The sequence below is a fragment of the Dyella sp. NPDC103356 genome (assembly GCF_055584465.1).
In genome coordinates, this window is sequence record NZ_JBVJLZ010000009.1 from 102,340 (window position 1) to 116,582 (window position 14,243).

5 protein-coding genes are annotated in these 14,243 nt (G+C 63.2%); all 5 read right to left on the reverse strand.

Annotated elements, in window-relative coordinates; all coding sequences use genetic code 11:
• Genes ACZ6WW_RS19010 through ACZ6WW_RS19030 form a run of 5 tightly spaced genes read right to left on the reverse strand, consistent with a single transcriptional unit; the run spans position 1 to position 14,242 of the window.
• Positions 1-5,484 (reverse strand): hypothetical protein, encoded by a 5,484-nt coding sequence (locus ACZ6WW_RS19010; protein WP_465275588.1) that lies wholly within the window; start codon positions 5,482-5,484, stop codon positions 1-3.
• Positions 5,481-8,738 (reverse strand): hypothetical protein, encoded by a 3,258-nt coding sequence (locus ACZ6WW_RS19015; RefSeq protein WP_465275589.1) that lies wholly within the window; start codon positions 8,736-8,738, stop codon positions 5,481-5,483. The genes ACZ6WW_RS19010 and ACZ6WW_RS19015 overlap by 4 nt, the downstream gene beginning before the upstream one ends.
• Positions 8,735-12,118, reverse strand: a complete 3,384-nt coding sequence (locus ACZ6WW_RS19020) for a DUF6603 domain-containing protein (protein ID WP_465275590.1) — start codon at positions 12,116-12,118, stop codon at positions 8,735-8,737. The genes ACZ6WW_RS19015 and ACZ6WW_RS19020 overlap by 4 nt, the downstream gene beginning before the upstream one ends.
• Positions 12,115-13,566 (reverse strand): hypothetical protein, encoded by a 1,452-nt coding sequence (locus tag ACZ6WW_RS19025; RefSeq protein ID WP_465275591.1) that lies wholly within the window; start codon positions 13,564-13,566, stop codon positions 12,115-12,117. Before ACZ6WW_RS19025 ends, ACZ6WW_RS19020 begins: the two co-directional genes overlap by 4 nt.
• On the reverse strand, positions 13,556-14,242 hold the full coding sequence (locus tag ACZ6WW_RS19030) for a hypothetical protein (protein ID WP_465275592.1): 687 nt from the start codon (positions 14,240-14,242) through the stop codon (positions 13,556-13,558). Before ACZ6WW_RS19030 ends, ACZ6WW_RS19025 begins: the two co-directional genes overlap by 11 nt.
• Position 14,243: the final 1 nt, after the last annotated feature.

Here is a 14,243-nt window from a genome sequence, read left to right on the forward strand (position 1 = left end):
TCAGCTCCCGATGCGCGCGTAGATATTGTTGTTGAGCGCGAGATTGGTGGCGATCGTGATCTGGTAAAGCGTCACCGCCATCAGCGTTGCCGGCAGGAACGACGCATAGTCTGTCGTGTCGATCTGCGCGGGCTCGACCGCTCTTGCCTTGGCGGCATCGAGCGTGTCGTTCAGTGCGCCGACCAGGTCGTCCCATTGCCAGTGGCCGCGCAGCGCCGATGGCAGCACGAGCAGGGCAGCCTGGGGCGGCTGTGAGTTCGGTCGCTCGAAATGGAAGGTGAGCCCGGATAACACGTCACTTGCCGGCACCAGTTCGGGCCATTCGTCGAGGAGCAGACCGCACTGATCGGCGCCCGGATCGAAGGGGGCGGCAAAGTGCGCCGTATACAGCAGATGGTCGCCCTGGCCGGCCGCGACGGCATCGAATTCCAATGCCAACCAGCGATCGTTTGCGGTGAACGGGAGCTGGAGCGGGACCAGCGCCGGGGTCGCAGCCCCAAACGCCTCGCTCAGCACCGCGAGATTTTCCCACGCGCCCAGTTTGCTGCGCACGCGCGCCACGCCGTACAGCCAGTCGTCTACCGGGAATTGGCGCCCCTTGGCGAGCACATCGGTCAGCAGCGAGGACGAGCCGGTCCAGGCGTTGTTGAACTCAGTGCCATGCGCATCGGACAACACGAAACGCGGGATGATCTGGGCTTCGTCACCGAGCACCTGCTTGGCTGCGGCCAGCAGTTGCTGCACGCGCGATTGCGACGAGTCCGTCGGCAGGTTGCCGACGATGGCGGTGGCGGCAGTAATGCGCGTGGTCAGATCCTTGGCTACGGCGGTGACGCGCGACACGATCGTTGCGCGCAGGCTGGTGATGGCTACCTGCTGGTCGCTGATGTCCAGGGGTGTGGCGTCATGTTGCGCGACTGTCGGCTCGAGTGCCGTCACGGCATTGGCGTAGTCGACCAGCCGCGCGCCGTTGAAGGCGAGCACCACCTGCAATGCGGACAGGTGCAGGTCGAACTGCGTCTTGTCGGCGTCGATCGTTGCCTTATAGACGTTGGGGTCCGCCGGTGGTGTGGCGGTGGTATTGGACATGATCAGGCGCTCGGCCTGCTTGAGCAGGGCGAAGCGTTCCGGGTCGGTAGCCAGCGAGGGCCAGGTAGCCATCAGCGCGGCAAAGTCGCTGTTCTTGCCTTGCCAGCGGGTGACCACGGCATTGAGCTTGACGGTGATGGCGTCGTAGATGGAGCGCATGTCGCCATGCATCTGGCCGGTGCCAGCTTGGGCGATACCGTGCAGGGCGCAGCGCAGCAACTCGTCGGTCACCAGGTGCGCGTAGTCGTCCAGTGCGGACGCGTCGGCTTGCAGGGCGACGAGTGCATCGCGCCGCACGGTGAGCGCCGCGATGGCGGTATCGACGCGCGAGGCGAGTTCCGCGTCGTCCCAGATCGCTTCCGTGGACTTGGCCTCCAGCGGCATCGTCATGTCGGTCGGGCCGATGGTGCGGCTTTGCAGGATGATCTTGCGCAGGCTGCGCACCATCGCCGCCAATTCGAAGAAGGTGATCTTGCCGGGCACCGGGGTCAGATACTGGATGGAGACGTCCATATCAGGATGCCCGTCGCTGCCATAGCGCACTGCCTGGACGATGCGATCGTCCAGTTCGCCCATCGCCTGATCCAGGTCGAGGTTGGCGACGTAAAGCAGATCGATCGGCTGCAGCCCGAGATCGGCTTGTGTGAGCACCACGGTTTTCGGTGCGGAGAGTGCGGGCGTGGTGTAACTGACGCTGACCACCACCGAGGCAGGTGGCGGCATGTTGGTCGCAAGCCACGCGTTGAGCGGCGCTTCGGCGGTAGCGCGCGGCGTCATCGGCACGCTGCTGGGAGACGTGACCGGGTTCACCGTCGGATCGAGATGCAGCGCCACCCGATGCGTCAGCGATACGCCGCTGCGTGGCGTGTCGACTACCTGGATATCCGGTGGTTGCGCGCCCGAGCTGAGCGACTTGCTCACCGCGGCGGAACGCTCGAAGTTGCCCAGCACGACCTGATACACGCTCTCGGCCATGACCATGTCGCCCAACGCGTCATACAGATCGCGCAGCGCGTCGACCTGTGCGTTGATGACGTCCTGCTCCGTGGCTGTCGCGACGGGCACCTGGCCCGGGCCGTTGCCGATCGTCAGCCCGAACGGGTAGGTCGCGTTGCCTGTCGTCTGGGTGCGATTGATCAAGGCCTGCCCATCGATCACGTTGTCGGCGTCGATCAGGCTGATGTCCACCGTGCCGTCGGTCTGTGTGCTCTTGAGCTTGTTGGCCGCCAACGGGAAGGCCTGACGAAGCGGGTAGATGAACTTGTCGACCTCCGCCTGCCGGTAGTCATCATGCAAGCCACGCTCGAAGCGATAGCCGAGCAGGGCCGGCAGCGTCTGGCCATTGCGCATGCCTTCCAGAATGGTCTGCGCCTGCCGAACACGCTCCGACGTGAGGTTCACCGCCATGGTGTCGGGATGCGCGGGGGACGCGTTGACGCGATAGGCGTTCTTCAGGATCGCCGCCGTCGCCGCCTGGTTCAATGACGGCGCGTGGATGAAACCGGCATTGGCGGTGTCGTACTTGAGCGGCGCATCGCCGGGCCGTTGGAACACCTTCTGACTATCGCCTTCCAGCCGCACGGCCTCCAATGCTGTTGCGCGCGGGCGCACATCCTCCAGCCATCCGAAGGCGCCGAGGTAGATGCCTTGGCCGGATGCACTCGCATTGCCGGGTGCTCTCATCTCTTCCAGGCGCGTGGCGACCAGGCCAGCCTTCCAGGCATCGAGGCGATAGCTGCAGCAATCGATGTGCTCGGTAAATAGCCGCTCCAAACGTGCCGTAGGCAGTCCGGCAAGTCGGCCCAGGGCAGCCACGACTTCGTTCAAATCTTCTGCTTCGGCCGCACTGTGCAGGACGGCGGGCAACAATACGTAGTCGGCCAGTGTTGCCGCTGCGCCGCCGGTAATCGCAGGCTGCGGCTGATACAACTGACTGAACTTGCTCTCGCCTGTGTTGGGTGCGGTCTGCACGTTGATGAATGCCGGCTCGAGCCGTGCGTTCGCACTGGCCAGACCGTGCGACTCCAGAAAACGCACGCCGGTATCCCACTGCGAGAGCATCATCGAATGGCGCAGCATCAGATAGAGCAGGGCGTTGGGTGCTGCGTTGCCACCGAAGTCCTGACGGCGAATAACGTCAAGGGACGCACCCGCCAGCCATTGGATGTAGTTCTTGTTGTCCGCCGTATAGGCGCGAACGGGGGTGCTCTCGGACAAGGGAACATCGTCGACGACAGGACCGGTGAGTTGGGCGCTCTGCCCGTAGAAGAACTTCTGCAGGATCGCGGGCTTGAGGGTCGGATCGGCTCCGAGCTGCGTCAGCAATGCCTCGCCGCGCTGCTGCAACCATTGGGCAAGCAGCCCGCCGAAGAACTGTCCCAGTTCAAGCACAAGCTTATTGTAGAGCTGGTCGAAACTCTCGGCGTAGCGCTGGTGATATTCGACCGAGCCTGAGTTCAGGCCGATGATGTCGAGCAGCAACTGGTGCGGGTCGCCACTCTGACCGATATGGGCAACATTCGCGGACAGCGTCTTCCATTCGCCATCAAGACGCAGCAGCAGCGTGTGCAATCGCTGCAGGTAACTGGACCATGGCGCGGCCAGCAGGCCGGCCGCGGCCCGCCCGGTCGGGCCGTGATAATTGGCGAACGTCATGGCCGGCAACAACCCATAAGGCTGCTTGCCGACACGAAAGGCCGGTAGCGCGCCCCGTCCCGAGACGTAGCGGGTAAAGAACTGACGCGTCGACGCCACGTCGGTTTTCGAAAACACCGGCGAGAGCATTTCCTCGAACATATAACCGAGCGTGCCGTTCCATAGCGCAACGTTCATGGCGCGCGCTTCGGCCTGATCGAAACCGCCCGCATTGGGGATGCGTTTGACGATCGCGTCATCGATGCCCAGCGCCTTGGCGAACCACTCGCCATCGCTGCGTTGCAAGGGGTCGGTACTGTCGGCGTACTCGTCCTTGCCCTTGAACAGCGTGTCGTAGGCGGCATCGGGATCGTCGACCCAGGAGTAGGCGGCGCCCTGTCCATCGGTGTTGTTGGTAGGGCTGCCCTGCGGGACCAGGCTGTAGCCGCCCTTGCTTGCGCATTGGTGGGTGATCAACGTTTGCAGCAGCGACTGGCCCTCTTTCTCATCCGACGAGAAGCGCATGCCGACGACGAGCAGACGATCGAATCCGTTGACGGCTTCCTCCGCAGTGAGGTCGATCTTGATGCCCATGCCGACAGCAACGGCATGATCGAAATCGGCGATCCAGCGCAGATCGTCGTTGAATTGCAGATCGTCATCGGTCACCGTGATCTGGTCACCCGATGGCAACGAAGGATCGGGCGTGGTGGCCAGGCCATCGGGAATGGGATTGCCGATCACGTTCTTGACCTGCACGCCCTGGTTAAACGCCAGCACGGCGAAACGATCGGGCAGTGCAAAGGCTTTCGCCGCCTGCGTCCATGATGCCGTTTTCGTGACGGGGGATGCGGGCAACTCCAGCACGGCGCAGATCGCGTTGACCTGGGCGCGCGTATAACCGGTGGGCGGATCCCATCCGTTGGGATCGGGCGCGAAGCCGACGATCAGTTGATCGGCCCGTGCGTTGCCGACCGCTGCCTGAAGCGCGGTCAAGGCATTCTGGATCGGTGCTGTCGCACCATCCGCGCTCCACACCGCAATCCAGTAAGCGAAGGCGGCGGTTTGCTCGGCTGCGCTCACGGTGATCTGCGGCACGATCACCAGGACGACATCCTGCGGGTTACTCTTGGTCGGCTTGGCGGCAGTACTGGTGGGCGCAAATTGCTGGATCACATAGGCCGCCCGGCCCGAGCCCGAGCTACTGACCAGGGTGCTCCATGCGCCACGCTCCTGCGCTTCGATGCTGCCGGCGCGCCACATGGCGACCCAGAACGCCGTGGCATTGGTCACCTCGGTAGCGCTCAGCATCGACTCGAAGGTGTCGATCTGGCAATCGTCCGGGTAGATACGAACCCATAGTTGCGAGGCAGCGCCGCGGGCCTGTTGGGCCGCTACCTGGAAGCGTGTTTCGATGCGTACCGGAAAGAGCAGGATCGGCACCGTGTCGACAAGTTGCTCGATCTGTTGCTGCGGAGGCTCCAGTGCCGCGAGCTGGCCGAGCAGTCCGACGGCACTGGCACGCAGCTGCGAGGCATCCTGGCGCGCCTGGCCCAGCTGCGTCGAAAGTTTGTCGGCTTGTGCCTGCAAACGGAGCAGTTGTTCGTGCGCCTGCCCGGTTCCGTTGTCCAGTCGCTTGAGTGTGGCGATCTGTTGCTGCACTGACCTTAGCTGTTCGCGCTGCGACATGAGCGACGTGAGCGCTGCGTCGCCTTGCGCCCGGGCCTGCGCCAGTTGGGCCTGAAGGTCCGTGAATGTCATGACGGCAGCATCCGTGAGGCGTGGACGGCCACCAGTACCGGCACCCGATAGAGGATGTAGGCAAGTTCGGCCGCGTCGGTGGAGGGGTTCCATTTCGCCTGTGCATCGGCAGGGTCGGACTGGTTTTGCGGATCGGGCGGCGTGGGCACGACCGGTGGCAGCAGTGAAATGGTCTTGTTGAGTTGAATGACTCCACCGGGCACGACGTCGGCATCTACCCAGGCCAGGTCATTCCACTTCACCAGCGGAGGTTTGCCGCTGCCGGCGGGAACGTCCTGCATGCCGAACCGCGGTTCGCCGGGCCGCTCCTTGATCACGAAAAACCATCCCGCGTCATCGGTCGGCTGGGTGCCACCCTTGGCTTCCTCGGCGGTGAGGTCGAAACCGATCAGGTAAATATCGGGGTCGACCTTAGCCTCGAACAGCGGCAGTCTCACCTTGGATTCGGGCGGCTTGTCGCTGTCTTCCTCAGCCTGGGAGAGCTCCACCAGTGCGCGGTCTTCGCTGGTGTCCACCTTGCCGTTCTTGGTTTGCCATTGCGCCTTCTGCGCGTAGATGACCGCGGTCGGATAACGTTTGAGCAATTCGCCTCGCACCACCAGCACCAGCAGTGCGGCGGCCCCGTTCTGCTCGCGCAGGTTGTGATCGCCCAGTTGCGAATGCAGTGACCATTTGTGCAACTCGGGAATGTCGCGCAGCGCTTCCTTGTCGGCCGGCGTGGGATTGGGCGGCAGTTGCAGGCTCACATCCCAGAACTGGCGGAAATAACTGCCGCGCTGGTCGGTGGGGTATTCGTTCCACAGCAGTTCCCGCGCCATCTCGTGATTGAGACCCACCATATAGGCCTCGATGAAACGCTGATTGGTCTCCAGCAACGTCAGACTGTTGTTTGGAATAAGGTTGATATTCGGCAGGAAGTATTCGATGGAGAGGTTGCTGAGCGGCTTGTACATCGGCAGGTCGAATACCGGATAGGCCATCACCGGCGTGAAGTCTTCGACCATGTTGTCGAGCAGCCAGGACGGCAGGTAGACGATCTGCTTGATGCGTTTTGGAATGGCGATCCTCGGGTTGAGCGCGTTGACCACCTTCGAGGACAGCGCCGCAAGGTCCAGTTGCGGTCGTGGTGCTACCGGAAACTGGATGGACGTGTAGGTGTAGGCATCACGCAGCCCCTGCTTGAAGTTCGTCGCCTCGATGCTGTCCGTCGTGCCGGGTTGCGGCGTGAAACTGGTGCCCGGCTCGGTAATGACGAAGTTCGGCACGGTCGGCAGTGCATCGACCGATGCGGGTGTCTGCTGCTCTTCCTGGATGGACGTCTCCACCTGACCGGCTTGAGCCCACTGGCTCAAGGTCTTGAAGAGCATCACCAGTGGGGCGCCGAGCAGCACGGCCACCGCCACCAGTGCGACGATGCCAAGTCCCAAAGCAAGCAGCAACGCGATCAGCAAAATCAGCAGCGGCAGGAATCGCAGCCACGGATACTGCGCGAGCAGTTGCGCTATCCACGATGGCTCGTTGGACGGCGTGACCGCAGCGACGGCATCGCCGATGCCGATCGCTCCGGTCGGCGCGATCTTGGGTGGCGCGGTCAACCACTGTCCGGCATTGACGCCAGTGACGATGGCGGCCGGCGCCGTCGACGCCAGTGCCAGACGATTCATCAGTGCCGTGCCTTGTCGGGTGATCCGCCGATATACACCGGAAGTGAGTACGGGTGGCACTACGCTGGCGCGCACCAGGGCGCTTACCGTGGTTGGACTGCCCATGACCCGTGCATGGACGGGCGCGGTGAGCAGGAACTGTCGCTCGGGCGTCAACGTCGTGATGTGCCGATCGTAGAGACCGGCGGAGGCCGCCATGGCGAATTGCGCGAAGCGCAGTTTTTCGTTGGCGGCGAGTACGTCGCCGACTTGCTGCCATGCGGCGGCCATATAGCTCTGGTCGTTGGCCTGGACCACATCCGTGCCGAAGCCGGCCGCCACGCGAAAACGAGGATCCAGATTCAGCCGGTGAATCCAGTTCTGATCATTCGGCAAAGTGCTGCCGTCGCTCGCCTTCAGAACGCGCTTGACCAGCGCAGGCCAGCGACCGTAGAGCGGCGAAGTGATGACAGGGTCGGGATCGCCATCGGGATTGACCGCGGACGCTGCGTCGCGCGTGTAGTCGTCCGCGAGATTGATGCGGTCGGCCATCGCGGTTTCGAAGGGATGCGGGAAAGGTTGGTCCCATTGATCGTACTGGGTGACCTGGGCCTGGTCCTGCGGCGGCAGCGTGGCGAACGGCGCGCGCAGGGCCCCGCCAAGTTTCAGCACGCCACCTAATGTAACCGGTGTGTCGATGGGCGGCAGGTTGGCGCCGGGATGAATGACATCCATGTCGCGCACGCCCACGCGACTGTCGACCGGGCGCGGCTGCAGGAGTTTGACCAGGTATTCGAAATCGCCGAAATCGCCGGTCTTGAAATACCAGCGGTAGTAATAGGGAAACTGCGCCTGGTGGTTGTCCCAGGATGAGGCGGTCGCCACGGTCGTACCAGGGATGTCCGCGCCCAACCCTGCCAGGCGTCCGCTCTCGAACACCGGAATGACGAAGGCGTGGTAGGCCGTATCGGGCTCGAGGCGTCGTGGGCAGAGGAGCCGCGAATAGGCGAGGTCGGCATTGGAAGCGATGGTCTGGGTCAGCTTGTCGAGCACGCCGCCGATCGCTTCGTTGCCCTGATTGGACAGGTCGACGTTCGCATGCACGTGTGCCCATGCCCACAGTTCGGACGGCGCGGGGAAGACGCTGCTGCCGTCCACGCCGGACGCCAGTTCGATGTATCCCAGCGGCTTGCCCGATATGTCCTTGCCGTCGGTGAACTCGGTCTCTTTCAACACGACCAGCATGATCCAGGGCCGCAGCCGGCTCTTGCCGACATCGGCGGCCGCGGGCGTGTATCGCCAGGGGAAATCCTCGTCGTAGAACTCCACGTAGGCGAGATAGTTGGGCTCGAAGTTGGTGATGTAGTCGCGCGGGTCAACCTTGACGATGGCTCTGCCTTCGATACCGACGATATCGCCGGGACCGTACAGGCTCACATCGCGATGAACCGTCTGCGTCGTGGCGCTTCCATCCAGCTGAGTGCCACTCAATGTCAGGTCGACGGGAATGGTCGCGCGCACCATGATGCTGGCGTCGCCGTCCGCCTGCGTGATGCTGTTGGCGACGCCGCTGCGCAACCACGGCAGGAAGGAATAGGTCGGGTCGCTCACGGCGCGTTTACCTCGCAGGCGGGCAGTACGTGAATGGCGCCGGCCAATGAAGGTGTGGCCGCGAGGCGTTCCTGCATGTACTGTCGCGCCGCCGCTTCGCTGCCGAAGGTCGAGCTGGCGTCGAACGGCGTGTTGTCTTGAAGATTACTGACCGTAAAGCTTTCCGCTCCTACCGCAATCATGTCGGCGTAGGGACGCAGTTGAGATTTCGTCTGCTGCGACAGCGACGAGCGCGCGACGGTGGAGCCGCTCAGGAAGGGGTGGAACAACACACTGCTCGCGCGATAGAGCGCGCCGAGCGCAAGCGGTTTGCGTGGCTGCCTGTCGATGATGGTGATGTCGTAGTCGATGGTGCGGCGGGTCATCTTGCTGGACTGGATGGCCGTGTTCGCACCGATGGTCACGCCGCCCTTGATGGGTTGGTACGACGGACGCGACAGCTTTTCCGCATCGGACATGTCCTGGAACTGGGCGATGGCGAACTGCTCGTTGGCATCGCTCACGGAAAGACTGACCGACCCGCTGTTGGCGCCGGCGATATCGACCTGGTCGACGTCGTCGGGCTTCTGGTTGCCTATCTTGTCCAGCTTCAGGTGCAAGGGCAGGGCGCGCTGGGATACCGTCAGCGCGCCGAACGGGTGCAGGATCAGCAGCGAGGGATCGAGCTGGCGCAGCGACACCAGCAGATTGCTCGACGGCGGCGGCAGCGCACGCCAGTTTTCCTGCTTGTTGAGCTCGCCCAGAAAGATAGGCATGACATCCACGGGCGGCAGCGACGTGTCCTTCGCATCGCCCCAGGTCACGTCGAAGCTCACGTCGCAGCTGAAGAACAGGATCGAAATGCTGCCGGTGCCATTGGCGCGCCAGGGCGATGGGCCGGATAGCTGAAAACGCAAGTCGATGCTGAGCAGGTCGTAGCCGAACACGGAAATGCCCAGCGAGCCGGTGATCAGCGCCACGAAGTAGAACGGCGAGAACTGGAACAGCACATCGAGACCGAGCTGGCCGGAAATGTTGGCGTCGTCCACGCCAAAGAACAGGTACAGGTGCGCACCGAATTGCACGGTGTTCGAGGTGACGGCGAAATAGCAGTCCACCTTGATCTTCGCCCAGTCGTAATCGAGGATGCTGATGCTCAGGCGCTTCATCGTCGCCGGCAGGTTGAGCCCGGGCGGTGGCGTGAACGAAGGATGGAAGCCGCCCACCGACAACACGAAGCCGGCGTTGTCGCCCCACTTCAGGCGGACCGCCATGTCGCCTTCCAGCGTCATGAAGAGCACGTGCGAGTCGTACAGGCTGGCGTCGAAAGCGATCAGCTGCTGGGTGACGTCCAGAGTGCCGACGAAGTTCACCTGGATTTGGATCAGTGCAAGATCCGCATCGGGCAGTGCCACCTTGAGCACACCAAGAATGGCAATGTTCCCCGGCGGGATCTCCAGTATGACGCCGAGGGAGAGCGTGATCAGCGACGGCGTGCCCCAGCCGAACTTCGCCATGGGGCCCACGAGGAAGGTGCCGTTCTGTGGCGGAAAGACCGCTTTCAGGTCGCTGATGATGCGCGGCGCGTTGGCGATGACGTCGGTGGGAAACATGATGCTGTCGACCGCGCCGGTGCGTACGCCATCGCGCAGCACGTCGAGCAGCACAGAGCGGTTCAAACCGAGCAGGCCGCCGACCGCATTGAGCGTAAAGCCGAAGCCCAGTTGCAACGGCGGAAAGTCGGTGGTGATGATCAGCAGCAGCGAGAACCCGCTGGAACCATCCGGCATCTTGGTCGTGATCAGCGAAATCGCAGTGACCGTTACGATCTCGGCGATCGACAGCTGCGCCACGCCGGAGTACTCGCCCTTGTCCGGATCGAACGACAGGTAGCCGCCGCCGGTCACCAGACCGGTATTGATGCTCAGGCCGGCACCCTTGGGCGGCTTGAAGCCGACACTGACATCGATCGGACCTGCGTTGCCGCTGCGATCGTTCTTCAGTGCAAAATCGATCTCGATGCCCACCTGCTGGACCACGGCTTGCAAGGGGCCCAGCGAGGCATTGAGATCGACCGCCAATCCCACCGGAAACTGCTGGCCCTTGATACCCACCGAGAAGGTGAGTGCGCTGATCTCGACAGGACCGAGGTCGAGATGCATCGGCATCTGGATTTCCAGCGAGCCGGCACCGACGAAATAGAAACCATGGTCAGTGGAGTAACCAAAGCCGAGATCGAAATCCGATTCCACATGCACGCCCGAGAGCAGCGTACCGATGAAGCCATCGGCCTGATCCATGCCAATGACCAGTTTGCCGCCACCCAACGCGCCTCCAATACTGAAGCTGCCGCTGGCCTTGCCGGCGTTCCAGGTAAAACCCGCGCCCAGATCCAGTTCGAGCTTCTGCACTTCCAGCCTGCTGCTGCCGGGTTGTCCAAGCAGCACGATAGGGTTGGTCGCATCGCGTTGCTTGATGACCGCGATCGTGCTGTTGCCCGAAACGGTGGCTGCGCCCGGCGGCGTCACGATGATGTTGCCGTCGGGCTGCACCACGATCTCGGTGCCGGCGAGTACGCCAAACTCCAGGGTCAGCGTGACCGTCCAGTCGACGCCGTCGAAGGACAGCGTCGACTGCGCCGACTTGTCCTTGAGCGTGATGGCCAACCCCTTGGGCGTCACGGTGGTCTTGGGCACCACCTCGATGCCGACCAGGTCGAGCGTCGGCGTTGCCCCTGAGTCGTCGTAACTGACCGGCAGGCCGAGCATGGCAAAAAAGGTGTCCAGCGCCTGCAACAGCTTTTTCCCGTCGAACGCGGCGCTACCCCAGTCATACAGCGACTGAAGCTGCTGGGTGGGGTTGCTGAGCCAGCCTCCCACGCGATCGAAGTGAAACGTGTTGACGGTGTAGAACGGCTTGGTCGGATCGGTGGAGTCGAGGTTGAAATCTTCTCGCTCGAGGATGCCGGTGAATTCCAGCACCTCGTTGAGCCCACGGCTACGGCCAAGGTAGTCGGCCAGCAACAGTGAGAACAGCCGATCGGGCAGGGCGTCGATGACCGCCGGAGTCACTCCGGGAAGGCTGCCGAGCGCGCTCATCAAGGGCGGAATATCGGCGATGACGCGTGCGAGCTTGACCGCGGTTTCAACGCCTTTCTCGATCTCCGTGGAAGCATCGCTTGCCTGGACCAACTCCTGCACGACGCTGACGAAATTCTCCATGTCGTTGAGCGTGGTGGAGAAGGCGGACGCCAACGCGGAGACCTGCGCCGGCGTCATGCCGACACCCAGCGAGGCAAAGAAGCCAGGCGCTGATTCGGGACGAAGGCCAGCGGCGAGCGGCGAGAAGACTTTGTGGATTTCCCCGAGGATGAGGGCGACAGTGCCTTGTGAGTCGCTCATGACGGCATGCCCTGATCGGTGCCGCGCGAACGACGCAGGCCAGCCAGAATCGTGGGTACTTCATCGAGCGTCGTGACGTCCATGCCGTGCACGGTGATGATCCGCTCGAACCGCGCCGCGTCGCGCGCCAGCGATGGACTGCCATACCGCGCAAGCAAGGTGGTGACGGCCTGGACGAAATCCGTTCTTGCCACACCGTTGATGGACGTGGGAATGCGATGTGTCGAATCGCGCATGTTTTCCACGCAATGACGTATGAACGAGGGCCCCTGGTGGCGTTGCCAGACCACTTGCGCGCGTCGATTGCCCAGGACAATGCGACGCGCCTCGACGCGATGCTGCCCAATCTTGCCGAGCAGCAGCTTGCCCATGCGCGAGGTACGAAGTGCATCGGCGATGCGTTGACGACCACGTTCCAGTCGGTACTCGGCGGCCGTCTCCAGCGTCGGCACGCCAAAAGCGACGGCGCTGGTCGACGGCATGGTCGTTTGCGCGTAACTGGCCGGGATCTCGATATTGAGCCGATTGAGCACAAGCTGGATGGGCACGATCCAGCCGATGCTGTTTGCGGCGATCCATTCCGATTGCTGCCAGGCCGCAAAATAGGCGGCATTGTCGAGCCCGCGGGGGTGCGGGCCGGAGCGAACGAGTATGCCGATGACCTGCATGGCGTTGTTGACCACCACACTGCCTGAATCGCCGGGCTGTCCGAACAGTAGCGGCCGCGATCTGTAATCGGTGTAGGTTTCCCCGGGGCCGGGACGAGGCAACGCCAGCAGGGCGCCGATGGTGCCTCGCGCATTGCTGGCGGCGTCGCTCGAATCGTATGCGGGATAGGGCCATCGCAACGGATCGACCGCACCGCTGCCACCGCTGGTATAGGTGCCTGGATGATCGGGGGGCACCAGCGTGCCGTAATGCACCCTGCCGGTGAGCGGGCTGAAGAAACGAACTACCTGGGCATCGGTCCATGGCGTTCCCCACGCCGGCCCCGCCGGCACACCGATGCCGCTGGATGGTACGCCGGTGATCATGCCCAGGCCGCCCGGCAACTCGTTGCTGTAAAGCACGTTGGGCTGGAGCTGCGCGATCGCGGCATCCGTCTCCCAGCCGCTATAGGTGGTGGGATCGCCGGCTGCCGTCATGCTCACCGTGCTGGCTTGACCGGCGTTGTTCAGCGGGCCGAAACCTTCTTCCCACGACCTGAGCGTAGAGGCGATCTGACGATGGGTGCAGCAGGTGGAGTGCGATGCGGGCGAATAGATCGCCAATGCGTTGCCATCGGTGATATTGGCGAACAGGACATGCGCACAGCTGAGCAATACGGCCGAGCCATCGGCCCGGTTGCGGGCAAAGCAGCCCAGCGATCCGGAGTCGCTGTCATCGGATGCAGACGGGTTGCCGATGACGTCGCCTGGCTTGTGAACGGTGTTCGGGTCATCGCTCATCGCCGCCTCTCCCGTATGTCGATTCGACCGTCACACCCAATTGGCGCAGTGCAGCCTGCGCAGGGAAGGCGATGCCTTCGCCGGCGGCGTTGCATGCCCACAGGAAACCGACAAGCCGACGGCGCTCGTCGAACACGGCGCTGCCCGATTCCCCCGCTACCGAGAAGGCGCGTTCGTCTTCGAGCGACTGGATCAGGATTTGCCCTGGTGAGTCGCGCTGACCGTCTTCAAAGAAGGGGCGTTCGTAGTGCGCCGTATCGACCACGACACCTTCGGTGCGACCGCTGATCCAGCCGTCCTTGAAAGCTCGGGAGCCCCGTTCCGCATGGCCCACGCCGCCGGGGCAGGCCATGGCGTGAAGCGTGTCGCGCAGTACGGGCGGGAGCTCCGTCGCCTTGTCGAGGGTGGCGATGGCGCAATCGACGAAGGAGGCGTGCGTCTGTCCATCGACATTCCCTCCATCGACATGCCCGATGAAACCACGGACGGTACGGCCAAGCTCGACATAACGCCGCCGTCCCGTTGACTCGTCCATCGCGAACACGGGATCGCCCGAGGTAGCGCCGTGTCCATACAGCACGTGATAGCAACTCACCAGGTAGCGCGCCCCGTCCGCCCCGCGAGCCAATGCTCCGGCACAACCGGGAACGCCACGCGCATTGACGATGGGAAGCATG

Excerpts from the sequence above, each read along its gene's own strand:
- ACZ6WW_RS19030 (WP_465275592.1), bottom strand. The coding sequence starts at position 14,242 with ATGCTTCCCATCGTCAATGCGCGTGGCGTTCCCGGTTGTGCCGGAGCA.
- ACZ6WW_RS19025 (WP_465275591.1), bottom strand. The coding sequence starts at position 13,566 with ATGAGCGATGACCCGAACACCGTTCACAAGCCAGGCGACGTCATCGGC.
- ACZ6WW_RS19020 (WP_465275590.1), bottom strand. The coding sequence starts at position 12,118 with ATGAGCGACTCACAAGGCACTGTCGCCCTCATCCTCGGGGAAATCCAC.
- ACZ6WW_RS19010 (WP_465275588.1), bottom strand. The coding sequence starts at position 5,484 with ATGACATTCACGGACCTTCAGGCCCAACTGGCGCAGGCCCGGGCGCAA.